The sequence below is a fragment of the Pigmentiphaga sp. genome (assembly GCF_019689535.1).
Taxonomy (GTDB): Bacteria; Pseudomonadota; Gammaproteobacteria; order Burkholderiales; family Burkholderiaceae_B; genus Pigmentiphaga.
This window is the reverse complement of the sequence record NZ_JADGHH010000011.1, coordinates 1-24,451: the sequence shown is the minus strand read 5'-3', so window position 1 is coordinate 24,451 and position 24,451 is coordinate 1. Positions and strand designations below refer to the sequence as shown.

Annotated in this window: 22 protein-coding genes; 10 read left to right on the top strand and 12 right to left on the bottom strand. The window is 66.4% G+C overall.

What is annotated here, in order from left to right; translation table 11 throughout:
* Positions 1-903 carry an amidohydrolase gene (locus IRZ12_RS01965; protein WP_367181571.1) on the bottom strand — a complete coding sequence of 301 codons (903 nt, stop codon included), beginning with the start codon at positions 901-903 and terminating at the stop codon, positions 1-3.
* A 72-nt stretch (positions 904-975) separates the two neighbouring features.
* Here IRZ12_RS01965 and IRZ12_RS01960 point away from each other — a divergent pair, with 72 nt between their 5' ends.
* Positions 976-1,875: a LysR family transcriptional regulator gene (locus tag IRZ12_RS01960; RefSeq protein ID WP_296463546.1), complete on the top strand. Its 900-nt coding sequence runs from the start codon at positions 976-978 to the stop codon at positions 1,873-1,875.
* Positions 1,876-1,890: 15 nt separating this feature from the next.
* On the opposite strand, the gene hmpA is transcribed toward IRZ12_RS01960, so the two are convergent.
* Complete coding sequence (gene hmpA, locus IRZ12_RS01955) at positions 1,891-3,069, bottom strand: NO-inducible flavohemoprotein (RefSeq protein WP_296463544.1); 1,179 nt, start codon at positions 3,067-3,069, stop codon at positions 1,891-1,893.
* 161 nt (positions 3,070-3,230) lie between these two features.
* Between hmpA and norR the strand changes: the two genes are divergently transcribed.
* Together norR and IRZ12_RS01945 are read left to right on the top strand one after the other, a co-directional pair.
* Positions 3,231-4,811 (top strand): nitric oxide reductase transcriptional regulator NorR, encoded by a 1,581-nt coding sequence (norR, locus tag IRZ12_RS01950; protein ID WP_296463561.1) that lies wholly within the window; start codon positions 3,231-3,233, stop codon positions 4,809-4,811.
* Between the two features lie 192 nt (positions 4,812-5,003).
* Entirely contained in the window at positions 5,004-5,864 is an 861-nt protein-coding gene (locus tag IRZ12_RS01945; RefSeq protein WP_296463542.1) for a universal stress protein, read from the top strand.
* A gap of 10 nt (positions 5,865-5,874) precedes the next feature.
* Here the strand turns inward: IRZ12_RS01945 and IRZ12_RS01940 are convergent, their stop codons facing one another.
* Complete coding sequence (locus IRZ12_RS01940; protein WP_296463540.1) at positions 5,875-6,660, bottom strand: AraC family transcriptional regulator; 786 nt, start codon at positions 6,658-6,660, stop codon at positions 5,875-5,877.
* Positions 6,661-6,669: 9 nt separating this feature from the next.
* On the opposite strand from IRZ12_RS01940, the gene IRZ12_RS01935 reads away from it, so the two are divergent.
* Together IRZ12_RS01935 and IRZ12_RS01930 are read left to right on the top strand one after the other, a co-directional pair.
* A complete protein-coding gene (locus tag IRZ12_RS01935; protein WP_296463538.1) occupies positions 6,670-7,653 on the top strand; it encodes a tripartite tricarboxylate transporter substrate binding protein in 984 nt (327 codons plus the stop codon).
* Positions 7,654-7,657: 4 nt separating this feature from the next.
* Entirely contained in the window at positions 7,658-9,283 is a 1,626-nt protein-coding gene (locus IRZ12_RS01930; protein ID WP_296463536.1) for a sulfatase-like hydrolase/transferase, read from the top strand.
* Between the two features lie 22 nt (positions 9,284-9,305).
* Here IRZ12_RS01930 and thpR read toward each other — a convergent pair whose 3' ends face one another.
* Complete coding sequence (gene thpR / locus IRZ12_RS01925) at positions 9,306-9,869, bottom strand: RNA 2',3'-cyclic phosphodiesterase (RefSeq protein ID WP_296463534.1); 564 nt, start codon at positions 9,867-9,869, stop codon at positions 9,306-9,308.
* Positions 9,870-10,071: 202 nt separating this feature from the next.
* Here thpR and IRZ12_RS01920 point away from each other — a divergent pair, with 202 nt between their 5' ends.
* From IRZ12_RS01920 to IRZ12_RS01905, 4 genes are all read left to right on the top strand, one after another.
* Positions 10,072-11,280, top strand: a complete 1,209-nt coding sequence (locus tag IRZ12_RS01920; RefSeq protein ID WP_296463532.1) for a CaiB/BaiF CoA-transferase family protein — start codon at positions 10,072-10,074, stop codon at positions 11,278-11,280.
* A gap of 3 nt (positions 11,281-11,283) precedes the next feature.
* A complete protein-coding gene (locus IRZ12_RS01915) occupies positions 11,284-12,507 on the top strand; it encodes a CoA transferase (RefSeq protein WP_296463530.1) in 1,224 nt (407 codons plus the stop codon).
* Between the two features lie 13 nt (positions 12,508-12,520).
* Positions 12,521-14,857, top strand: a complete 2,337-nt coding sequence (locus IRZ12_RS01910) for an acyl-CoA dehydrogenase (protein ID WP_296463529.1) — start codon at positions 12,521-12,523, stop codon at positions 14,855-14,857.
* Between the two features lie 162 nt (positions 14,858-15,019).
* Positions 15,020-15,790, top strand: coding sequence for a TIM barrel protein (locus IRZ12_RS01905; protein WP_296463526.1), 771 nt, complete (start codon positions 15,020-15,022; stop codon positions 15,788-15,790).
* Here the strand turns inward: IRZ12_RS01905 and cobA are convergent.
* Complete coding sequence (gene cobA / locus IRZ12_RS01900; protein ID WP_296463524.1) at positions 15,712-16,533, bottom strand: uroporphyrinogen-III C-methyltransferase; 822 nt, start codon at positions 16,531-16,533, stop codon at positions 15,712-15,714. The two genes, IRZ12_RS01905 and cobA, sit on opposite strands and share 79 nt — an antisense overlap.
* Before the next feature lie 20 nt (positions 16,534-16,553).
* The gene (locus IRZ12_RS01895) at positions 16,554-18,485 is read right to left on the bottom strand and encodes a molybdopterin-dependent oxidoreductase (RefSeq protein WP_296463522.1); all 1,932 of its coding nucleotides are present in this window, start codon (positions 18,483-18,485) and stop codon (positions 16,554-16,556) included.
* A gap of 90 nt (positions 18,486-18,575) precedes the next feature.
* On the opposite strand from IRZ12_RS01895, the gene IRZ12_RS01890 reads away from it, so the two are divergent.
* Entirely contained in the window at positions 18,576-19,793 is a 1,218-nt protein-coding gene (locus tag IRZ12_RS01890; protein ID WP_296463520.1) for a multidrug effflux MFS transporter, read from the top strand.
* Here IRZ12_RS01890 and IRZ12_RS01885 read toward each other — a convergent pair whose 3' ends face one another.
* The 6 genes from IRZ12_RS01885 to hemA all read right to left on the bottom strand — a co-directional run bounded on the left by IRZ12_RS01885 (position 19,794) and on the right by hemA (position 24,384).
* Entirely contained in the window at positions 19,794-20,177 is a 384-nt protein-coding gene (locus IRZ12_RS01885; RefSeq protein WP_296463518.1) for a hypothetical protein, read from the bottom strand. It lies immediately after the preceding gene.
* On the bottom strand, positions 20,174-20,692 hold the full coding sequence (locus IRZ12_RS01880) for a nucleoside 2-deoxyribosyltransferase (RefSeq protein WP_296463515.1): 519 nt from the start codon (positions 20,690-20,692) through the stop codon (positions 20,174-20,176). The genes IRZ12_RS01885 and IRZ12_RS01880 overlap by 4 nt, the downstream gene beginning before the upstream one ends.
* 18 nt (positions 20,693-20,710) lie before the next feature.
* A complete protein-coding gene (grxD, locus tag IRZ12_RS01875) occupies positions 20,711-21,037 on the bottom strand; it encodes a Grx4 family monothiol glutaredoxin (protein WP_296463512.1) in 327 nt (108 codons plus the stop codon).
* Between the two features lie 36 nt (positions 21,038-21,073).
* Entirely contained in the window at positions 21,074-21,898 is an 825-nt protein-coding gene (prmC, locus tag IRZ12_RS01870; protein ID WP_296463510.1) for a peptide chain release factor N(5)-glutamine methyltransferase, read from the bottom strand.
* A 5-nt stretch (positions 21,899-21,903) separates the two neighbouring features.
* Positions 21,904-22,983, bottom strand: coding sequence for a peptide chain release factor 1 (gene prfA / locus IRZ12_RS01865; protein ID WP_296463508.1), 1,080 nt, complete (start codon positions 22,981-22,983; stop codon positions 21,904-21,906).
* A gap of 132 nt (positions 22,984-23,115) precedes the next feature.
* Positions 23,116-24,384 (bottom strand): glutamyl-tRNA reductase, encoded by a 1,269-nt coding sequence (gene hemA / locus IRZ12_RS01860; protein WP_296463506.1) that lies wholly within the window; start codon positions 24,382-24,384, stop codon positions 23,116-23,118.
* Positions 24,385-24,451 lie beyond the last annotated feature (67 nt).

The window sequence follows — 24,451 nt, the reverse complement described above, 5'->3', positions numbered from 1 at the left end:
TCAGTCCGCGAATCGGTAGAGTTGGTGCGGGTTGTCCACGAGAATCCGCTGTCGTACCAGCGGGTCTGGACATAAGCGCAGAAAGGTGTTGAGCAGCTCGCCATCGTCAGGCATCTCGCCGCGCACGTTGGGGTGCGGCCAGTCCGTGCCCCACAGCAACCGCTCGGACATGGCCTCGAGCAGCGCCGCAACCAGGGGCTCGCCGTCGCTGAACGGGCGCACGCCGCTGCTCGAGGTGCGATCGATGCCGGAAATCTTGACCCAGGCGCGGGGGTGGTCGCGCAGCGCCAGCACCGCTTGGAACTCCTCGCTGCTGGGGCCGGCGGCGGCAGCCACGCGGCCCATGTGGTCGAGCACGAAGGGCACCGGAAGCGTCCTGAGCTTGGGCAGCAGCCCGCCGAGCGACGCCTGGTCTGAATGGATGCAGACGTGCCAGCCAAAGGGAGCGATGCGCGGCACGATGGCCGAGAGCTCCTCCCAACCCGCATTGGCCAGGTGAGAGACGAAGTTGAAACGCACGCCGCGCACGCCGAGGCGGTCGAGCTCGGCGATGCGCGCTTCGTCCGTATCCGCGTCCAGCAGCACCACGGCGCGATAGCGGCCGGCCCCGCGCCGCAGGGCGTCCAGCGTGACGGAAAGGTCCGTGCCGTGGCAGCCGGGGTGCACGATGACGCCGCGTTCGAAACCCAGCTTACGGTGCAGCGCGAGCAACTGCTCGAACGGCGCGTCGGGCGGGGTGTAAGGCCGGTCCGCCGCATACGGGAATATCGCCGCCGGGCCGAACACGTGGAAATGGGTGTCGCACGCCTTTGCCGGCAGGGCTTGGCCAGGAGGCGTGATTTCGCTCAAGGGAGGGGCACAGTCGTACATGACGCAGTCGGAGCTGACGGAATCTCGCATCATGCGGAACCGCGGCCTGCCTAGCAATGCGTCCGCGTTGACTTCTGATATAGAAAAAACGTATACCATTGCGCCATGGACCTCCGCCAAATCCGCTACTTCATCATGGTGTGCGAGATGCGCAGCCTCTCCCGCGCGGGAGACGTGCTGGGCGTTTCGCAGCCCTCGCTCAGCCGGCAGATCCAATTGCTGGAGGCGGAGCTGCGCCATCATCTGCTGCGGCGCACGGGCCGGGGCGTGGAGCCGACCGAGGCCGGCCTGCGGTTCCTGGAGCACGCCAAGGCGATCGATGCTTTGGCCGCGCACGCCAAGAAAGACATGCATGCGTTCCGGTCGCCGGCCCAGGATAAGGTGCGGCTCGGGATGCCGCATCGCGTGGCGCGAAGAATGGCGCCGCACATCGTGCAGGCTTTCCGCAGGATGCATCCCAACGCGGCCTTGACGCTGGCCGAAGGGCTGAGTTCGGAAATGAATGAATGGCTGGTCAAGGAGCGGGTCGACTTGGCGCTGATCTACGATCCGCCCGCTTCTTCCTTGGTTCGGTATGAGTCCATCTACCGCGAGGACTTGGTGCTCGCCTATGGCAAGGGATGCCGTCCTGTCCCCCCGCCGGTCGTGCGGGCGCGCGACCTAGGACAATACCCGCTGGTGCTGCCGAGCGCGCCCAACACCATACGCGCGCTCGTGGATCGCACTTGCCGGGAGGTCAACGTCACCCTGAACATCGTCGCGGAAGTCGACGTAGTCCACACCATCCTCGAAACCATGACCGAGGAAAGCATGTTCACCATCATTCCGCGCTCGGCGCTGGGCGATATGCAGGGGCAGGACTACCTGACTTTCTCCGCCATTGCGGAACCGACCATCATGAACAACCTCACGCTGGCGACGCTGGCGGGCGGGCCGCTGCCGCCCCTGGTCGAGGCGACGGCCCGCATCATCCGGGAGCTCGACATCGCGAAGCTGTTCGCGTGATCGAGCCCGGGCGCATTACAAGGCTTCGGCCGGCCCGAAGAACTCATATCGCGCCTGCGATTCGGGCACGGCGAGTTCTTTCAGGTACTGCTTGACGTTGCGCATGAACGGCTTGGGCCCGAGGAAATACACGTCGATGTCCCGCTCCCGGGGCAGCCACTGGGCGAGTCGCTCCTTGCTCAAATACCCGACGGCATCGGGCTTGGGCGCCGCGTCGCTGTGCTGGTCGTAGCAATAGAAGCGCTTGAGCTGCGGGAACTGCACGATTGTCTTCTCGATGTAGTCCCGGAAAGCATGGACCGCGTGGTTGCGCGCGCAGTGAATGAAATGGATGGGGCGCGACGAGTGCAGGGCGGCCTGGAGCATGGCCAGCGTTGGCGTGATGCCCACCCCGCCGCTGATCAGGACCAGGGGTTTGTCGCTTTCCTGCAGCGTGAAGTTGCCGGCAGGCGGATATAGCGCCAGGACGTCGCCTTCCCGGACGCGGTCGTGCAAATGGTTGGACACGATGCCGTTGGGTTGGCGTTTGACGCTGATGCGGTATTCGACGCCGTTGGGTGCGGCGGAAAGCGAGTAATTGCGGCGGTATTCGGCGCCGTCGATCAGGATTTTCAGGCCGATGTACTGGCCGGGTTGATAGTCCCGCAGCGGGCCGCCGTCGACGGGAACGAGATAGAACGACGTGATTTCCGCGCTCTCGCGCTCCTTGCGGGCGACGCGGAAGTCGCGCGTGCCGCGCCAGCCGCCGGGCGCGCTCTCCTGCGCGGCATAGTACTGTTCTTCGGCGTCGATCAGCAGCGAGGCGAGTTGCTGATAGGCCGCGCCCCAGGCCGCAATCACCTCGTCGGTGGCTACTTCCGGGCCGAGCACTTCCCGGATCGCGCGCAGCAGGCACGTGCCCACGATGGGATAATGCTCAGGCTGGATGTGCAGGCCGACGTGCTTGTTGACGATGCGGCCCACCAGCCCTTTGAGGGGCGTGAGGTCGTCGATGTGACGCGCATACGCCAAGACGCTGTTGGCCAGCGCGCGGGGTTGATCGCCGCTGGCCTGGTGGGCCTGGTTGAACAGCGGCCGAACCTCCGGGTATTCCACCAGCATCAGCCGGTAGAAATGGGTGGTCAATGCCTCGCCGCCGGTTTCCAGCAGCGGTACGGTTGCCTTGACGATGGCTCGGTGTTGAGCGGACAGCATATGATCTCCTGCGAGAGCGGCTGCATGAATGGGCAGCCTTCAACCCAGGTATTTCAAGATGCGTGCCAGCCCAGGAATCCAGCACGCACGCGGTTTCTGGGTGGCGTGAGTCATAATGACCTGAGGTAAATTGGTGTCTTTTTGACATAGAGGTAGTCAAAATAACTGCGAATGCCTTGCTCGGTGCCCTCGTGCCGCTGGTGGACGATTTGGCGCGCGACCTGGCCGAAGGCGAGCGCTACCGGCGCTTGCTGAAGGCCGTGCGCACCCTGGTTCCGTGCGACGCTGCCGCGCTGCTCCGGCTGGACGGAGATTGGTTGGTGCCGCTGGCGGTGGACGGGCTCAGCAGCGACACGCTTGGCCGACGCTTCAAGGTCGACGAGCACCCCCGTTTACAGCTGCTGCTCGAAGCCGAAGGCCCGAGGCGGTTTCCGGCGGGAAGCCGCTTGCCCGATCCCTACGATGGACTGGTCGAGGGCATGGAGGGCGAGCAACTGGAAGTGCACGACTGTCTAGGGTGTGTGCTGCGGGTAGGCGAGCGCCCGTGGGGGTTGCTGACGCTGGACGCGCTGGAGGCCGAGCGTTTCGCGCCGCACGACCTCGACATCCTGCAGGCCTTCGCGAGCTTGGCCGCGGCGACGGTGAGCGTCGCCGACCGCATGGAGCAGCTGGCCTCGCGCGCGAGCCAGGAATACCAGCGCGCGGAAATCTATCGCGCCGCGGTCGAGACGGCGCCACGCCGGCTGCTTGGGCAAAGCGCGGTCCTGCGTAAGTTGCTCGACGAAGTGCGCACCGTGGGCGCCAGCGACCTGACGGTGCTGGTCACCGGCGAGACCGGCGTCGGAAAGGAGCTGGTCGCGCAAGCGCTGCACGCGGCATCGCCGCGCGCGGACAAACCGCTCGTGACGATCAATTGCGCCGCCTTGCCCGACTCCCTGGTAGAAAGCGAGCTCTTCGGGCACGTCAAGGGGGCTTTCTCCGGCGCGGTCAACGATCGGCGGGGCAAGTTCGAATTGGCCGATGGCGGGACGCTGCTGCTCGACGAAGTGGGCGAACTGCCCTTGCTGGTCCAGGCCAAGCTGCTGCGGGTGCTACAAAGCGGCCAATTGCAGCGCGTGGGTTCCGACCGGGAACATCGCGTCGACGTGCGGCTGATCGCTGCCACCAACCGCGACCTGGCCGAAGAGGTCCGAAAGGGAAGGTTCCGCGCCGACCTCTATCACCGCTTGAGCGTATACCCCTTGCGCGTCCCGCCGTTGCGGGAACGCGGGCGCGACGTCCTGCTGCTGAGCGGCGCCTTCCTCGAAGAAAACCGTTCGCGCCTGGGCCTGCGCAATTTGCGCCTGTCTGCCGATGCGCAGGCAGCCCTGTTGGCGTACGATTGGCCGGGCAATGTACGCGAACTCGAGCACCTGATCAGCCGCAGTGCATTGAAGGCCATGGCGAAGCAGGCCAAGCGCCCCTCCATACTGACGCTGAGCGCTGCCGACCTCGGGTTAGAGCCGCGCCAGGAGATGCCGCCTGTGCCCGCGCAGGAAACCCGTCGCGCAGACTCCTTCCCTGTGCCCCCGCGGCCGCTGCGGGAAGCGGTCGACGACTACCAGCGCAGCCTGATCGCCGCGGCGCTGGTGCGACACAATAACAACTGGGCGGCCGCAGCGCGCGAGCTGGGGGTGGACCGGGCCAATCTGGCGCGGCTTGCGGCGAGGTTGGGGCTGCGGCAGACGACTTCTGGGTCGTAACGCGCTGCGAAGGGTGGTTTTTTCATTACGCGTTGTTGATATTGCTCTTGGGATGCCTGGTCGCGGGCGCGCATTGTCGGCTTGGTGCCAGACGAGCATCTCCAGCGCGGCCTTGAGCGCAGGCTTCATGCGCGCGCGGTTGGGCACATGCCTTGCTCCGGGGGATAGGAGCGCCTTTGCGGGGAGATCAGCATGGAAAGCGTCACCACCGATCCGTTGCGCTGCATTTTGCTCGCCACGGACTTGAGCGCGCGATGTGACCGCGCGCTGGACAGAGCCGTCCAGCTGGCCCAAGAGCACGGCGCGAAACTGGTTGCCGTGTGCGTCATCGAGAACTCCCTGGGCGATGTGCTTACCGCCCGGCGCAGTCAAGTTGTGGACCGTAAGGCGGCTGAACACCGGCTTCGTGCCACGCTCGGCGAGGTCGATTTGCCGGTTGAGCTGGTGCTGGAACCGGGGCATGCGGTGGAGGTGATCCGTAAGACTGCGGCGGCGCATCTATGCGATATGATCGTCACCGGCGTTTCCCGCGAGGAAACCCTGGGGCGCCTGCTTCTGGGCACCACGGTCGAGAAGCTGGCGAGGGAGGTTTCGCTGCCCATACTGGTCGTGCGCGAGCGCCCCCATCATCCTTATCGCAACATGCTGGTGGCGGTCGATTTTTCGGAGGGGTCGCGCCACGCGCTGCATGCGGCTTTGTCTATGTTTCCAGATGCCCGTCCGGTGCTGTACCACGCATTCGTGACGCACCAGGCGCATGCGGACGCCGCTGCCGTCCAGCTGGCGCGCCAGGCGGCCGAAAAAGAGGCCGCGGCGTTCGCGATGCAGGGCGCTATTGCGAACCGCCCCGATATCGAGTGGAAGATCGAGCACGGCTTGGCGGAAGAAATCGTGCCCGACCACGTGGCGCGCCATCCCTGCGAATTGATGGTTGTCGGCACCCATGGACGCACGGGCATCCTGCGGACGGCGATCGGTAGCGTGGCGGAGAAGCTGATCCAGCACACTCCCTGCGACGTGCTGATCGTGCGCCAGCCCACGCCGTCGGCTTGAGGGCCGAGGCTTAGGTCGCCTGGCGGCCGTAGACGCTGGGCGGCACGCCGGCCCAGCGGCGGAAGGCCCGGGCAAAGATTTTTTCCGAACCGTAGCCTACCTGCTCTGCGACGTCGGCCAGGCGCACCGGCCCGAGTCGCAGTCGCTCCGCTGCCCGTTCCATGCGCCGCGCGGTGAGATAGGCGATGGGCGAGATGCCTACGAGTTCCCGGAAGCGCGCGCTGAAGCGAGACCGGGACATGCAGACTTCGTCGGCCAGGCCGGGCACGGACCAGGGTTTCTCCGGCCAGCGGTGCATCAGCATGATGGCATGGGCGATCTTCGGGTCGGACAGGCCACGCAGCCAGTTTGGCTCCGTGTCGCGATGCCGCAGCAGGTACGCACGCAGGACGTGGACCATCAATAAATCGCCCATGCGCGCGGCCGAGAGTTTCCAGCCTGGCTGCCGGTTCAGGCTTTCGTTGATGAAGAGTTCCATGGTCGGTGCGAGGCACGAGGCCAGGTTCACGTCGTCCTCCCGCAGGTGGATGATGGCGGGGAGGAAGCGCAGCAGGGAGTTTTGCGCCACCGGCCCGTAGTCCACGATGGTGGTGAAGAGCTCCGTCGCGGGGCCTGTGTCGCCATGGGTGAAAACCAGGGGTTTCTCCCCGCGCTCGCGCATGCCGTATTCGGCGAGCACGTGGGCGAAGGGCGTGGGCGGAAGGTTTGGGGAGGAAGCAATGACATGGCCGCCGCCGCGCGGCCGTGCACGACGTCCCGCCCGGTGCGAACCGGGGTGGCAACGCCTTTTGTTCATAGGTGCTCGATGATTCCTGTTTTCCGCGCGTTCCTGCTGGCCCTGGGCGGGCTGTCGGCGTCCGCTTCCGTGGTTCATGCGCAGTCGGCAGACTTTCCATCCAAACCCATCACGATCGTGGTCGGCTATCCGGCCGGCGGCGGGCCGGACATCGGGGCCCGGATGCTAGGGGAAAAACTGGCGGCCCGGATGGGCCAACCTGTCATCGTAGAGAATCGTCCCGGCGTCAGCGGGATGATTGGCGCAAGTTCGGTGGCGCGCGCACCCGCCGACGGCTACACCCTGCTGTTCGCGCCCAACACCTTCCTGATCGCGCCGCACGTGTTGCCTAAAGGCACCAACGTCCGGCTCGACGTGCTGGAGGATTTCACGCCGGTCGTGGCGCCGTCCAAGGGCGCCATGGTACTGGTCGCGCATCCTTCGCTGGGGGTGCGGAACGCGAAGGAACTGGTTGCGTTGCTCAAGAAACAGCCCGGCCTCGCGTACGCGACCCCGGGCAGCGGTTCGCCCATGCACATCGCGGGCGAGTTGTTCAAGAAGTCGGCCGGCGTAGACATGCTGCACGTGCCCTACAAAGGGGTGGCGCCGGCCATCGCGGACGTACTCGGCGGCCACGTCAAGATCACCTATGCCAGCATCGGGGTAGTCGCACAGCACGTCGCTGCCGGCCGCCTCGTGGCGCTCGGCATGGCGGAGAAAGAACGTTCCCCGTTGATGCCGGAGCTTCCCACCCTGGCGGAGCAGGGGTACCCGAATACGGCGACCGGCGCCTGGTATGGGGTGTTCGCGCCCAAGGGCACGCCGCCGGCGGTAGTCGAGAAGCTGAACAGCGAGTTCAACGCCGCGCTGCGCCTGCCGGACGTGGCAGCCAAGCTCAAGCAGCAATGGGAAGTGCCGCTCGGCGGCTCGCCGGAGGACTTGGCTCGCATGGCCCGGGCCGAGTACGACAACTACGGCAAGATCGTCAAAGAGTTCAACATTTCGGCCGATTGAGCGCATGAACCCTGCGACTGCGAAGCGGCCCAACATCCTGCTGATCATGACTGACCAGCAGCGGGCCGATCACCTGGGGTGCTACGGCAACCCCATCCTGCGTACTCCGAACATCGATGGCCTGGCGCGCCAGGGCGTGCGCGCCAGCCGGTTCTACGTGGCCAGCCCAACGTGCATGTCCAACCGCGCCACGCTGATGACCGGCCGCATGCCGTCGCTGCACGGGGTGCTCCACAACGGCATCCCGCTTTCGCGAGAGGACACGACTTTCGTCGAATTGCTGCGGGACGCGGGCTATGCGACCGCGCTCATCGGCAAATCGCATTTGCAGAACTTCGGCTACAACAACCCGCCCATACGGAGTTGGGAAAACCTCAATGGTGGCGTGCCGCCATCGGACGCGCTCAAAGACGCCCGCAAGCACCACCGGCGCGGTCGCGAGTACGACAACGAATGGACGCCATATTGGAAGGCAGACGCATCGTTTCACGTGCAAACGCCCTTCTACGGCTTCGACGAGGTGCGGCTGTGCACGCTCCACGGCGACCGCGTTCAAGGCGATTATGCGCGCTGGCTCGCGCAGCGGCATCCCGATCCCGACAGCCTGCGCGGACGGGAGCATGCCATTCCCGACCCGCGTTACAGCGCGCCCCAGGCATGGCGCACGCGGATGCCGGTGGAGCTGTATCCGTCGACCTATGTGGCCGAGCAGGCGTGTGAGTGGCTGGAATCGCACGTTCATCGGGCGGGGGGCGATGCGCCGTTCTTTATCCAGTGTTCGTTCCCGGACCCCCATCATCCCTTTACTCCGCCGGGCAAGTATTGGGACATGTACGATCCGGCGGGCATACCGCTACCGCCTTCATTCCACCAGAAGCGCATGCCTGCGCTGCTGCAGGCCGTCCACGACCGCACCCGCGCGGGCGGCTCACGCGAGGCTTATGTGCCGTTTGCGCTCAGCGAGCGCGAATGCCGCGAGATCACGGCCCTGACCTACGGCTCCATTTCGCTGATCGACGACTGCGTCGGGCGGATACTCGCGCAGCTGGACCGGCTCGGGCTGCGCGAGAACACGGTCATCGTGGTGACGTCGGACCACGGCGAGATGATGGGCGACCATGGCATTGCGCTCAAGGGCGTCATGCACTACCAGGGCGTGACACGCGTTCCCTTCATTTGGAGCGACCCCGCGCTGCCCGCGCAGCGGCGGGGCGCGGTGCTGGGGTCCTTGGCCGGGACAATAGACCTGGCGCAGACCATGCTCGCCCGCGTAGGCGTGGCACCTTTCAACGGCATCCAGGGCGTGAACCTGCTGCCCTCGATCCGCGGTGAGGCGCAGACAGAGCCGGAGCGTGCCGGAATCGTCGTCGAGAGCGAGCCGCTGCAATACGCCTTTGGCCGCCCGCGGCGCTTCAAGGTCCGGACGCTGTTCACCGAGCGCCATCGATTGACGCTCTCGGACGATCCGGCCGTGTGCGAGTTCTACGATCTCCAGGACGATCCGCACGAGGTCGAGGACCTGTGGAATGATCCCGCCGCGAGGCCGGTGCGCGACCAGTTGATAAGCATGCTGGCCGTGGAGATGATCCGCCTCTCCGAAAGCTCGCCGCTGCCCAGCGCGCAAGCTTGAGCCAACGGGGCCTGGTCGGCGTTCAGGACAGGTCGAAACGGAACAGGTTCGTGTAACGGACCGTCGAGCCGGGAGCCGCCTTGCAGTACAGGCCTAGGCAGTCGAAGCGCGCCGGCGGGCCTGCGCTCGGCGATGCAGGTGGCGAGAGGGTCCGTTGGCCCGGCTTGAAACGAGCCAGCGTTACGTGCGGACGGAAGGGACGGGTTTCCACCGGCAGCGCCATGCCCCCGAGGATGCGCTGCGTGCTGCGGACAAGTTCGCGCAGCGCCTCTGTCAGCGCGTACTCCGCCACCGCGACACGTGGTCGCTCCGGCGTCGGCCAGATCGCCAGCGACGAGAAGGAGAGGTCGGGTTGACGACGCGCCAAAGGGTGCAACGCCTCGCGCAGGCGCGCTTCGTGATCTTCGGTCAAGGTGCCCAGGAAAGCGAGGGTCAGGTGCAGGTCGGCTGGGTGTAGGCGCGCCGGTTCGGGAAAGGCAAGGGCCAGCCCGGCAAGGCGCTTGCGCGTTGCCGGATCGGGACCGAGCGCGATGAAACACCGCAAGCGGCTGGGAGCGGCGCGACCGGGCATGGCGGTTGATGACATCGGGAACTCCTGCTGCAGTGCGCAATGCGTCGGCGTTGCGTCCGTTCTTAGGATACCGCGGGTGTGTGGCTCGCCTGTGTGCCCGGGGCCAAGGCGTCGCGCATACATATCAGCTTTGACGCCGGGGCGATAGCTGCCGCCGGTCGCGCTGCGTATGCTGGCAGCCTCCGAGGCGAGTTGCCCGATTTCTCCTGGATGCGCCATGACGTGTTTATCTGGTGTCCGAGTGCTGGATCTCAGCCGCGTGTTCTCCGGCCCGTGGGCGGCGCAGATGTTGGCCGATTTTGGCGCAGACGTCATCAAGGTCGAACGGCCGGGCCGCGGCGACGACGTGCGCCAGCAAGGGCTGCGGGTCAAGGATGCGCAAGGCCGCGAGACAAAGGAGACCTCCTCCTACCTCGCCATGAACCGCGGCAAGCGTTCCATCACGGTCGATCTCTCGCACCCTGAAGGCCAGGCGCTGATCCGCGACCTGGCCCGGCACAGCGATATCCTCATCGAAAACTTCAAGGCCGGAGACCTCGCCCGCTATGGGCTGGACTACGAGTCGCTGTCGGCCGCGAATCCCCGGCTCATCTATTGCTCCATCAGTGGGTTTGGGCAGACCGGTCCATACCGCCACCTGCCAGGCTACGACCCGATCTTCCAGTCGATGAGCGGCCTGATGAGCATCACCGGTCATCCGGACGGCGAGCCGCTGCGCGTGGGGTACTCGGTCGGCGACATCACGGCGGGGTTTTATGCGGTGGCGGCGGTGCTGGCGGCTTTGCGGCACCGCGACGTGGTGTCCGGGCAGGGGCAGTATATCGACCTGGCCCTGCTCGATGCGCAGGTGGCCGCCGTTTCCCACGTTGCCATGATGTACCTGGTTTCGGGCGAGCAGCCGCCTCGCCTGGGCAATGCGTCGCCCATTACCTGCCCGTGGCAGTCCTTCGATTGTTCGGACGGCCAGATCGTCGTGGCCGTGGGCAACGACACGCAGTTCGCCGCGTTCTGCCGGGTATTGGGCATGCCGGAGCTCGCCGAGGACGAGCGTTTCTCCACCAACCGGATGCGCGCGAAGAACCAGTCGGAGCTCGTTCCCATGCTGGCGGCAGAGCTCGCCAAGCGCCCGGTCGCGCATTGGCAGGCGGCGTTCCAGGAGGTGGGGGTGCCGAGCGGGCCGATCAACGGTTTCGCGGAGGTCTTCGCCGATCCCCAGATCCAGCATCGCCAGATGCTCATGCACCTGCCGCACGACGAGATCGGCAGCGTGCCCCAGGTCGCGAACCCAGTGCGGTTTTCGGCCACACCTATCCAGTACCATCGGGCACCGCCGCTGCTGGGCCAGCATACCGACGAAGTGCTGACCGAGGTGCTCGGCCTGGACCAGGCAACCCTGGAGCGGCTGCGCCGCGACAAGGTCATTTGAGCGATGCCGGCGCTATTGTCCCGCATTCGCGTCCTGGACCTGAGCCGGGTGTTCGCGGGTCCGTTCGCGAGCCAGATGCTGGCTGATTTTGGGGCGGACGTCATCAAGGTCGAGCGTCCGCGCGTGGGGGACGAAACCCGGTACCACGGCGAGCGCGTGCGCGACGGGGAGGGGCGGGAGACGGACGTCACGGCAGCCTTCGCGTCCATGAACCGGGGCAAGCGTTCGGTCACGGTCGACATCTCGCGTCCGGAAGGGCAAGACATCATCCGGGCCTTGGCTGCGCGCAGCGACGTGCTCATCGAAAACTTCAAGGCAGGCGAGCTGGCGCGCTACGGCTTGGACTATGCATCGCTGCAGGCCGTCAACCCGCGGCTGATCTATTGCTCGATTACCGGCTTCGGCCAGACCGGGCCGCGCAGTGGCGAGCCAGGCTACGACCTCGTTTTCCAGGCCATGAGCGGCGTCATGAGCATTACCGGGCATCCGGATGGCGAACCGGGCGCAGGGCCGTTGCGGGTGGGGTATTCCGTTTCCGACATCACGGCCAGTTACCACGCAGTCGTGGCGATACTCGGCGCGCTCTATGCCCGGGAAGCCGGCGTTTGTTCCGGCCAGCACATCGACGTTGCATTGCTGGACACGCAGATCGCGGCTGCCTCGCACGTTGCGATGCAGTATTTGCTGACGGGTGTCCAGCCTGCGCGCCTGGGGTCTGGTTCGCATTTCATGGCGCCCTACCAGGTGTTCCAGTGCAGCGACCATCCGCTCGTCATCCTTTGCGGCAACGACGCGCAGTTCCGCAGCCTGGCCAAGGCACTGGGGCGGGAGGATCTTGCGGCGGACCTGCGCTGCGCGACGAATCCGCAGCGCCTGCGGCACCGCGAGTGGCTCGCGCAGGAGATCCAAGCCCTGGTCGGCACCCGCCCGCGGGCGGAATGGCTGGAGGTGTTCCGTGGCGCGGGGGTGCCCTGCGCGCCGATCTACGATTTCGCACAGGCTTTCGACGACCCGCAGGTGCGGCACCGGAATCTCGTCATGTCCATGCCCTTCGGGCCGACGGGCTCCTTGCCCATGATCGCCAATCCCCTGCGCTTTTCCGGGACGTCGCCGGTGTACGAGCGGCCGCCCCCGGGGCTCGGTGAGCACACGGAGGAGGTGTGTACGAATCTGCTGGGAATGCCGCCCGAACGAATCGCCGCGTTGCGGCGGGAAGGAATCGTGTAGGCCAGGATAAGACATGACGACGCCTTTTTCACTCGTGGCCCAGGATCCGGATCTTGCCGCTTTTCGGGACAGCGCGAATGACTTTCTCGGCGCTGTGGATCAGCGCATGCGCACGCGTTCGCTGCAGGATCATCCCGCCGGTTTCGACCGGGGGTATTGGCGCGAGCTCGCGGAGCAGGGCTGGTTCTCCATCTTCGTGCCCGAGGCGGACGGTGGCTTGGGCCTGGGACTGCGGGAGGCCTGTGCGATCGCCGACCAGGCGGGCTATCACCTGTTGCCAGAGCCCTTTGTCGATGCGGGGGTCCAGCCCGTGCTGCTCTTGGCGCAGCTACCGGCGAGCGCCTTGCGCGGGCGTCTCATCGAGGGCATGCAGTCGGGTGAAATTGTCGCGGGCGTGGCGTGGCAGGAGCGTGCCGGCCAGACCGAGCCCGAGTTGCTCGCCGTCGAGGCGGTGCGGGAGGGCGGGCAGTGGCGGCTGCGGGGACGCAAGCGCTTCGTGCAGCCGGCGGCCGGTGCCGACGGCTGGTTGGTGTGGTGCCGGTTCGAAGGGGAGGAGGCCGTGCTGTGGCTGCCCGCGGAGGCGCTCGAGGGGCGCATCGAGTCCCGCTGCAGCGTGGATGGCAGCAGGCAGTGCGACTTCGACCTGGACGTGCGCGTGCCGGACGGCGAGGGCGCGGTGTTGGCGGCAGGGGAGGTAGCGCGGGCCGCCTTGCAGCGGGCGAACGATGCGGCGCGCATCGTGCAGGCCGCGGAGCTCGCGGGCATTGCGCGCCGGGCCTTCGAGATGACCCGCCAGTATTTGTGCGACCGCGAGCAATTCGGCAAGCCCATTGGCAGTTTCCAGGCGTTGCAGCACCGGCTGGTGGACGGTTGGATGCAGGTGGAGTTGGCGGTGGCGTGCCTGCGTGACGTCCTCAAGCACGTCGATGTACAGGCCGATCCGACCTCGCTGGCTGCCGCGGCGAGTCGCGCGCAGTCTCGATGCGTCTACGCTGCCACCGAAATGTGCCGGATGGCGATCCAGATGCACGGGGCGATCGGCACCACCTTCGAATACGACATCGGCCTGTATTTCCGCCGCGCCATGACGCTTTCCGCGCGGCTGGGCAATGCGGCGGCGCATCGGCGCAGGTTCGCGTCGCTCAATACGGTGGAGGCCGAGCCGCCGCCACCCGACCCGAGCAAATATGAGCGTTTTCCCAACGACCTGGATTGGGAGGCGATGCCAGAGGCGGAGTTCCGGGCCATGGTGCGCGCGCTGTTTGCGCGCTACTACCCGGATGATCGTCGCCACATGCCTTATCGGCAGACCTGGGCCCAGACCCGGGATTGGTACATGACGCTCAGCCGGTTGGGCTGGCTGGCGCCCGCGTGGCCGAAAGAATACGGCGGCATGGGCCTGCCCCCTGACAAGCTGATCGCGTACATCGAGGAGAGCGAAGCCTGGGGCATCGCCCGCCCGCCCGACCAAGGCATCAACATGGTCGGCCCTATCCTCATGCGATTCGGCACCGAGGAGCAGCGCGCGCGTTACCTGCCCAAGATCCTCTCCGGCGAGCACGTCTGGACGCAGGGTTATTCGGAGCCCAACGCCGGCTCGGACCTTGCCGCGCTGCGCACGGAAGCCGTGCTCGACGGCGACTACTTCATCGTCAACGGGCAAAAGACGTGGACCACCTGGGGGGCGGACGGCACGCACATGTTCATGCTGGTTCGCACCGACAAGACAGTGAAGAAGCAGGCGGGCATCAGTTTCCTGTTGGTGGATCTCAAGACGCCCGGCATTACGATCCGCCCCATCCGCAATATCGCTGACGAGCAGGAGTTCTGCGAGGTGTTCTTCGACAATGTCAGGGTGCCGCGCGAGAATTTGGTGGGCGAGCTGAACCAGGGCTGGACGATCGCCAAGGCCCTGCTCGGCTACGAACGGCTGTTCACCGGAAGCCCGAAGCACAGCCGGCATACCCTGACCCAGGTGGAGAAGCTGGCGCGCCAGCGGGGCCTGTTCGACGACCCCCTGTTCGCGGAGCGCTTCACTGCCCTGCAGCTCGATACGCTGGACCTGGCGGCGGCCTATGCTGGCTTTGCCGAGCTCGCCAAACGGGGCGAGCCCATTCCGCCATCCATTTCCATGCTTAAGGTCTGGTCCACGGAAACGTACGAGCGCCTCGCGCTATTGCTGATCGAGGCGGCGGACGAGTATGGCGGCATGCGGCACCACGTCGCGACCGACGAGGTGGACCTGCACGTCGTGGCACCGCTGTTCAATGCATTGGGTGCCAAGATATTCGCGGGCAGCAACGAGATCCAGCGCAACATCCTGGCCAAGTCCGTGCTCGAGCTGCCCTAGCCCGGATAGGGAGCGTCGGCCTCGCACCGGCGCGACCGGCAGTGACGCAAATTGCGATATCGTTCGGACGGCGCTTCCTCGCCACGCATTGCGGTCCGGAGTGGTGCCGGCCGTCCATCGGGGCGACGCCCTATGTCCGTTTCATCTTGACGTCACGCATCCATGATTCGTTTCTCGGCCAATTTATCCCTGTTGTTTCGCGAAGTGCCGGAACTCGAGCGGCCGGCGGCCGCCCGGCGCGCGGGCTTCGATGCCGTCGAAGTCCAGTTCCCCTACGGCCAGCCGCTCGAAAGCTGGCATCGTGCCTTGTCCGAAGCGGGGGTGGAGATGGTCCTGTTCAACGTTCCGGCAGGCGATTTCATGGAGGGCGGTCAGGGACTGGCGGGTGTGCCGGGAAGGGAGGCGGCGTTCCGCGCGGCGGTCGCGGAGGCTGCGTCTTGGGCCCGGGTGTTGCGACCGCGCCTGATCAATGTGCTCGCCGGATGCCCGGTCGGGCACGAACGCGAACGCTGCCTGGACACCATGGCCGCGAACCTCGCCCATGCGGCGCTGGTCATGGGCGACATGGGCGTCGCGGTGGCGGTCGAAGCCCTCAATACCGTGGACAGGCCCGGCTACCTGGTGGACGGGACCCAGGCCGCGCTGGACGTCATCGACCGCGCGGGGCATCCGAACCTGTGCATCCAGTACGACATTTATCACATGCAGGTCATGGAAGGGGACCTGGTCCACACCCTGCGCACGCACTGGCCGCGCATCGGCCACATCCAGTTCGCCGACAATCCCGGCCGCCATGAGCCGGGAACCGGCGAGATTCATTTCGACAACGTTTTTGCCGAGATCGAGCGCTTGCCTTACGAGGGGTTCGTGGGGGCGGAGTATGTGCCGTCACGGCGTACCGAGGAAACACTGGACTGGTTGAAGCGCAACTGAGCGGTGAGTGCCCCGGGCAGCGTGAACGGCATGCGTGCCAGGCCGATCGCCTCCCCGACAAGGATGATGCCGGGGCTGCCCATGCCGGCTTCGCGTGCCACTACGGCAAGGTACCCGAGCTGCGTCAGCTTCCGCACCTCGCGGGGAGTTGATGCCCATTGCACTACGGCGGCGGGGGTTGAGGCGGGCAAGTGCTCGAGCAGGCTCGCAACGGTCTCCTCGATGCGCTGCATGCCCATGTAGATGACCAACGTGGTGCGGCTGCGTGCCAGTGCCTCCCAGTTGGGCGGTTCGCCGTGCTGCGTGTGCGCCGTCACGAAGCTCACGCCATGACAGTGCCCACGGTGCGTGAGGGAAACGCCGAGCGCGGCGGCTGCCGCGAGCCCCGAGCTGATGCCGTTCACCAGTTCCACTTCGATGCCCGCCGCCTCGAGGAAAGCGATCTCTTCGCCGGCCCGGCCGAACAATAGTGCCTCCCCGCTTTTGACGCGCACCACGTTCTGGCCTTGCCGCGCATAGCGGCGCATCAACCTCTGGATGAAGTCCTGCGGGGTCGAGCGGCAGCCGCCGCGCTTGCCCACGCGCACCACGCGCGCCCGCGGCGCCAATTCGGCGATGTCGGGCGCCACTAGGTCATCGACCAGCAGCACGTCGGCTTGCGCCAGTACGCGTACTGCCTTGCGCGTCAAGAGTTCCATGTCTCCCGGGCCGGCGCCCATGAGCGTGACACGTCCTTGGTTCATGGCCTCTACCTCCGTCTCATTCATGCCGGCAACCGGGATTCGCTGCACATGCGGGTCAATTCCGGGACGCACGCGCCGCACACGGTGCCGCAGCCTAGTGCAGCCTTGAGGCCCGCGACGTCCGCGCCTTGGGCGATGGCGGTTTCGATGGCCGATGCCTTGATTCCGGTGCATTGGCAAACCGTGCGGTCGCGCGTTGCCGGCAACGAGGCGGGAGTGAATACGCGCAAGCGCGAGCCTTCCCAGCGGACGCCGGCCACAAGGCGCTCCAGCAAGGCATCGGCCTGACCGACTTCGCCAGCGAGTAGGAAGGCGCGCAGGCGGTCTCCATGCCAACGCACACTCTTGTAGATGCCTCTTTGCCGATCCCGGTATTCCAGGACATCCGGCGCGGCAATCATTTCCAGCGCCTCGCCCAGTGCTCGCAGCCACGCTTGGTCAGGCTCGGCCATCGCCGCACTCAGGGTCAGGACCGTGCGGTGCGCATCGCCTCGCAGCCCAAGGGCGCCGAAGCCGCAGGCGGCCAGCATGGGTTGCAGCGTCGCCCGGCGATCGATGGCATCGGCCTGGCCGTCGACTTCCACGGCGGCGCGCACTCGCCAATTCAATGCCATCTTTTCGATGCGTATCGCGCTATGCTTGAGCTCGGGCTGAAGCGAGCGCCGATCCACCGCGGCGTTGCAGACTTCGTTGATGCCGCCGCTGCCCAGGAACTGGCCGTTCCAATGCATCGCAGCGAACACAGTGCCGGGGGTGAGGTCGTCGCTCAGTCTCAACGGCAGGACCAGTGTCCCGTCGCGACTCTCGACCCGCACCAGATCGCCGGCCGCGAGGCCGCGCCGCCGCGCATCGTCGGGGTGCATGTCCAGGCTGGGTTCCGGCGCATGCGCGAACGCCTGGGCGATGCGCCCTGTGCGGCTCATGCCGTGCCACTGGTCGCGCAGCCGCCCCGTTATCAGGTGAAACGGATGTCGTGCGGTGGTGGGCGAGGCCACGGGCCGGTAGGTCACGGCTTGGAAGCGGGCGCGTCCCGACTCCGTTGCGTAGCAACCGTCGGTGTAGCGCCGGGCCTGGCCTCGCTTGCTGTGCTCGGGGAAGGGCCATTGCTGCGGGCCCAGGGCTTGCAGCACCTCATAGCTCAGCCCGCCGATGTCGTGGTCGCGGCCTTTCGTCAGCGCCCGATGTTCGTCGAAGATCTCTCTCGGTGTCTCGTACGGAAAGAGGTCGGGTGCCTGGGGCTTGACCAGGCGCTGCAGCCGCCGTCCGATTTCCGTCGCGATGCGCCAGTCGGGCAGCGCGTTCCCCGGCGGGGGCACGGCCGCGCGCACGCGCGAGATGCGGCGCTCTGAGTTCGTGACGGTTCCCTCCTTTTCCCCCCAGGTTGCGGCAGGCAGCAGTACGTCGGCGAAGGCGACGGTGTCGGTGTCGGCAAAAGCTTCCTGTACGACGACAAGCTCAGCTTGCCGCAGCGCCTGGCGGACGGCTTCGATGCGCGGGAGGGAATGCGCCGGGTTGGTGCAGGCGATCCAGACAGCCTTGACCTTGCCCTCGGCCAAGGCATCGAACATGTCCACGGCGGCTAGGCCGGGGCGGCCGATCTGCCCCGTGGCCAAGTGCAGGTTGATCAGCGCCAGGTTCTTGTCCGTGCCGTGGCTGGACTGGTTCATGCCCATGCAATAGAGGGAGAGTGCGGCAGGGCTGCGGGCGAACCACTCGGCAGCTTGGCACAGGTCGCTTTCGGAGATCCCGCATAGCGCGGCCGCCGCGGCCGGCGTCATGTCGCGCACCATGTGTTTGACCGCCTCGAAGCCTTCGGTGTGCTGCGCGATGTGGGTGTGGTCCAGCCATCCTTCCCAGATCACGTGGTGGAGCATGCCGTTGAACAGCGCGACCTGCGTTGGCGGGCCGGCGGTGCCGTGCCGATGCTGCGCCCCAGGCTGTGCGCCCAACATTGTGCATCGCACCAGCAGGGTGCTTGGCGTCATAAAAAATTGAGCCGTCTTGCGGGATTACCGTTGTGCAGGCGCGGTAAACTGCTGCCTATGCGTATACACCCCGACTCCGCGGCCTTCGTCTTTCTCCTCGCAGCGTTGTCCGCGTTGCCGGCGCTATCGACCGACATGGGTTTGCCGGCGCTTGCCGCCATCGGTCGGGACCTCGAAGTGCCTCCCGCCAGCGTTGCCTTGACGTTGAGTCTGTTCCTGGCGGGCTTTGCCATCGCGCCGCTGGCCTATGGCCCGCTGGCGGACCGCTACGGCCGGCGTCCCATTTTGCTGTTCGGCGGTGTGATTTACTCCTTGGCAAGCGCTGCCTGCGCACTCTCGCCCAACCTTGAGTCGCTCCTGGCATTCCGCATTCTCCAAGGTGTGGGAGCGGGAGCCGGTTCGGTGATGGCGCTGACTATCGTGCGGGACCTCTTTCACGGCCCGGTGGCGCGCGCCCGGTTGTCGTACGTCGCCAGCATGCGCATCGTGGCGCCGATGATCGCCCCGACGCTGGGCAGTTGGGTGATGTATTTCGCGGGATGGCGTTCGATCTACGGGACGATGGCCCTGGCGGGCGTGGCCAGCACCGTCTTGGTTTACCTCGGCATGTCGGAGACCCGGCCCGCCGGGACAATTGCCGAGCAGCCGACGCTGGCCGGGCTGGCGCGCACCTATGCCCGCGTCTTGCGCAATCCCGTCTGCCTCGGAAACACACTGGTCAATGCATTGACCTTCGGTTGCCAGTTCGCCTACATCACCGGTTCGCCGCTCTTGATGATGCAGCTGCTGGGCATGTCCCCGCAGGCCTTCGGCATCGTGTTCGCGATGACCGCCTTCGGCATCATGGCCGCTTCGCTCATCAACGGTCGCTTGAACGCGCGAGGCATCCGGCCACACAAGCTGTTGTGGACGGGCTTGGGGTTGTCGAGCTCGACCAGCGTGCTGATCGCCATCCTCGGGTTTACCGACAGCTTGTCGGCCTGGACGCTGGTGCCGCTGCTGATGGTCAACACCTTCTCGTTCGGCATGATCGCGCCGAACGCCTCGCACGCTGCGGTGGAACCCCTGCCCGAAGTGGCTGGGGCGGCGTCGGCCGTCGTGAGCTGTGTCATGATGGCCGTGGGGGCGTTTACCGGCTCCCTGGTGACCTTCCTCTACGACGCCCATGGCGCGCGGGCCATCACGGGCATCATGGTGGCATGTACGCTGTCCGCCCTGGCCGTGTATGCATTCTGGGTGCGTCGCCTGCCGGCCTCCGCACCCAAGCACGCCTGATCAGCGAAGGACGAATCCCCCGACCTTCCCGTTGTCCTGCAGGTTCAGCGTGCCGAGCAGGTCATCGCCGCCGTCTGCGAAGGTGATCTTCCACAACGAGAGCTCGTACGCCTGTTGACGATAGTCGCCCAGGCGCTGCACTTGGTAGCCGCCATGCAGGCGCGGTGCGAGCTGTGCGGCCACCGCATCGAATTGCGAGCGGTCCAGCTTGGCAAAATCTTCGCTGCCTGCGGCGACGAACTCCTGGTAGTTCTTCGCTTCGATGGCGTTCAGCAGCGTCTTGATGACTTGCGTCTCGGTCTCGACGTCGGCCGCCAGCGCCGGTGAGGCGTGCAGGGCAGCGGCGAGCGTCAAGCCCAGTAGTGCGTTGCGCGTAAATTTCATGGGAGCTCCGGAAGTGAGGGGGCTGGCGGCCGGGCCGCGGCAATGCTGCGCAGGCAGGCTTCCGGGCCGCCCTGGACGATGGTGGCGCTGCAGGCCAGCATCAGGTTCAGGGCGAGCCCGAAATCTTCGACCCGGTAGCCCCGGTCGTCCAAGGGCCCGCCGTCCGGGCCCCGATGCGTGGCGAGCCGTTCGGCGAGCGGGCGGGCGTCTTCTAGGTAAGCCCAGACCGGTTTGCCGCAGGCGGCGGCATAGCCCACTTCGAAAGCGGTGCCCGAATCGGGCTCGTGACCGCGGAAGGGGGCCAGGTTGGCCATCACGACGTCCGCCTCGCGCAGCAGCGTGATGTTGGCGCGATAAATCGCCCGGGCAGCTTCGGCGCCGGCGGCCGGTGGCACCGAGGCGTCGAGCGGGAAAAGGCCTTCGAAACCATGGCGGGCGCAGAGCGCCTTGAGCCGCTCGCCGTGCGCCCGCGCGTCGGGCCGGAAGACGTCCGGCCCGGCAAGGTAAATCTTCATGCGGGGGGCCGGGGGGCCTCAGGACAGCGCGCCGGCGTCGGCCAGCAACTGCTTGAGTTCGCCGGTCTCGTGCAGTTCGGACATGATGTCCGAGCCGCCGATGAACTCGCCCTTGATGTAGAGCTGGGGAATGGTCGGCCAGTTCGAATATTCCTTGATGCCTTGCCGCACCTCGTCGTCTTCCAGCACGTTGACGGTGGTGACGCGGCGCACGCCGTTGGCCTTCAATAACTGGATGGCGCGACCGGAAAAGCCGCATTGCGGGAACTGGGCCGTGCCCTTCATGAACAGGACGACGGGGTTCTCGGTGACGGTCCGCCGGATGAAATCTTGCACGTCGCTCATAGCGATCCTCGTACGGGGTAAACGTTGATATCTCGATTATAGGGAGCCGCCGGAGATCCGCTCGATGCCGGCCAGGTCGCGCCGGCTCTCGACATGTCGGAAGCCCGCAGCCCGCAGCAAGTCGCGGACCTGGCCTGCCTGGTCCCAGCCGTGCTCCATCCACAGCGCGCCGCCGGGCTTCAGCCAGGCCGGGGCACCGCGGGCGATGTCGCGCAGGGCCTGGAGCCCGTCGGCGTGATCGGTCAGCGCCATGTCCGGCTCGTGGCGCAGGTCGCCTTGCGACAGGTGTGGGTCGCCGGCCGCTATGTACGGCGGATTGGACACGATGACGTCGTAGATGGGCGCGGCGGCGCTCTCGTTCAAGGCTTCGTACCAACTGCCTTCGAGCAGGGCGACGCGGGCGCCGAGCCGGCGGGCGTTGCCGGCGGCGACGGCCAGCGCTTCCGGACTCAAGTCGGTCGCGTCGACCTGGGCGTCGGGCCGCGCCAGGGCCAACGAAACGGCGATGGCGCCGCTGCCCGTGCCGAGGTCCAACAGGCGGGGCGAGGGAATCTCCCGCACGTGCGCCAGCGCTGTTTCCACCAGCAATTCCGTCTCGGGGCGGGGAATCAGCACCGCGGGCGAGACGTGGAAGAGGTGACCCATGAACTCCCGCTCGCCAAGCAGGTAGGCCATGGGTTCGCCGTCGCGGCGACGCGCCGCCCAATCTTCGAAGCGGGCTACGCCCGCTTCGGGCAGCGGTTCGTCGTCGTGGGCGATGAGCCACGCGCGATTGACGCCGAGGGCGCGCTCGAGCAGCATCCGGGCCTCGAGCAGCGGCAGCCCGCAGCCCGCAATTAGGTCACGCGCGTAGGCAGCCATGCCGTTCAGTCGTCGCCCAGGGCCGCCAGGAGCTCGGCCTGGTGTTCCGAGGTCAAGGCCGAAATCAATTCGTCCAGGTCGCCGTCCAGAACGTTCTGCAGCTTGTACAGGGTCAGGTTGATGCGGTGGTCGGTCACCCGCCCCTGCGGAAAGTTGTAGGTGCGGATGCGCTCGGAACGGTCCCCGGATCCGACGAGGCTCTTGCGGTGGGCGGCTTCCTTCGCCTGCCGTTCGCGCTGCTCCTTGTCTTTGATGCGGGCGGCGAGCACTTTCATCGCCTTGTCGCGATTGCGGTGCTGCGACCGGTCGTCCTGGCATTCGACTACGATCCCCGTGGGAAGATGGGTAATGCGGACGGCCGAATCCGTCTTGTTGATGTGCTGGCCGCCTGCTCCGCTGGCGCGGAACGTGTCGATGCGCAAATCGGCAGGATTGATTTCGACCTCGCCGATCTCATCGGCTTCGGGCATGATGGCTACCGTGCAGGCCGACGTATGGATGCGTCCCTGCGTTTCCGTCGCCGGCACCCGTTGGACGCGGTGGCCGCCCGACTCGAACTTCAGCTTCCCGTAGGCGCCATCGCCCGCGATGCGCGCAATGACTTCCTTGTATCCGCCGAGCTCGGATTCGCTCATCGACATGATTTCCACCTGCCAGCGGTTGCGCTCCGCATAGCGCGTATACATGCGCAGCAGGTCGCCGGCGAACAGCGCGCTCTCGTCCCCGCCGGTGCCGGCGCGGATTTCGAGGAAGAGGCTGCGGTTGTCATCGGGGTCCCGCGGCAGCAGCAGGATCCGCAGCTGGCTTTCGAGTTCGTCGAGCCGGGCCCTGCCGGCGCGCAGCTCTTCCTCCGCCATTGCCTTCATGTCGGGATCGTCCAGCATCTCGAGGGCGGCCTGGATGTCCGCTTCCGTTCCCTCATACTGCCTGAAACCGTTGGCCACGGGCTCGATTTCCGCCCGCTCCCGCGAAAGCTTGCGGAAGGTGTCCATATCGCTCGCGGTGTCGGGGTCCGCGAGCAACGCGTCCAGTTCGGCGAGGCGTCGAGTCAATTGCTCGAGCCGGGCTCGCATCGATGCTTTCATGTCAGATATTCCAGGGCTCCACCCACCGCGAGGCGCGCGCATCGGCTCGACGGGGCGCGGGACATTCGCGGCCCGGCCGGCCCCCGAATGCCGCACCTTCAGACGGGCGCGCGACGCGCGTAGGGGGTGCGTTCAACTTTTTCGCGACGCAAACAGGCGCGGCAGCCAGGCCAGCAACTGTTGCCTGTCGGCGCCTTCGCTATGGTTGAGGGCGTGCAGCGGGCCATGCAGGTACTTCTGCGTCAGCCCGTGCGCCAATTGTTCCAGGACTTGCTCCGGCGCCTCGCCCCGGGCGAGCGCCTTGCGCGCACGCTCGAGCTCGGCCTGGCGCATGGCGTCTGCGGCGTGATGAAGATCGCGGATCACCGGCACGATGGAGCGCGTCTCCAGCCAGTGCATGAAGTTCTGCACCCGCGTTTCGATGATGGCCTCGGCCTGCACCACCGCCGCCTTGCGGGCGTCCGACGCGTTCTGGACCAGGTGGGAGAGATCGTCGACCGAATACAGGTACACGTCGTTCAGGCGCCCGACTTCCGGCTCGATGTCACGCGGCACGGCGAGGTCGATCATCACCATCGGGCGGCGACGGCGCACCTTGGTGGCGCGCTCTACCATGCCCAGGCCCAGAATGGGCAGGGAGCTGGCGGTGCTGGAAACCACCACGTCGAAATCTGCCAGTTTCTCCGGCAGCTCCGACAAGCGCATCGCGCCGGCGGAAAACTTCGATGCCAAGGCCTCGGCCCGCTCCACCGTGCGATTGGCCACCGCCATCTTCTTGGGATGGCGCGCTGCCAGGTGGGTGGCACAGAGCTCGATCATCTCGCCGGCGCCGATGAACAGCACGTTGACCTGGGAAAGGTCGCCGAACACCCGCTCGGCCAACCGGGTGGCGGCGGCCGCCATCGACACCGATTGCGCGCCGATGGCCGTCTGCGACCGGACCTCCTTGGCCACCGCGAACGTGCGCTGGAACAATTGATGCAGCAGCGTGCCCATCGCGCCCGCCTCTTCGGCGGCACGCACGGCGTCCTTCATTTGCCCCAGGATTTGCGGTTCGCCCAGCACCATCGAATCCAACCCGCTCGCCACGCGGAACGCATGCCGCACCGCATCGTGATGCATGTGCTTGTACAAATGCGGCTGGAGCGCCTGGCTGTCGAACTGGCGGTACTCGGCCAGCCAGGCCGGCAAATGCTCGGCCACGCCCGGTTCGGCCGCACAGTAGATCTCGGTGCGATTACAGGTGGAAAGAATGGCGGCTTCGCGTACCGCCCCGCCGAACGCCGACCGCAGCCCCGCCAAGGCTGGGCGTACCAGCTCCAGCGGCAACGATACCCGCTCCCGCACCGAGACCGGGGCGGAAACGTGGTTCAGGCCGAAAGTAAGGACGTCGACGGACATGGGCGGGGAAAAAGCCCTGGATGAGAAGGACCACTCGACATTATAAGGGGTCGGCCAGGGGTGGGGC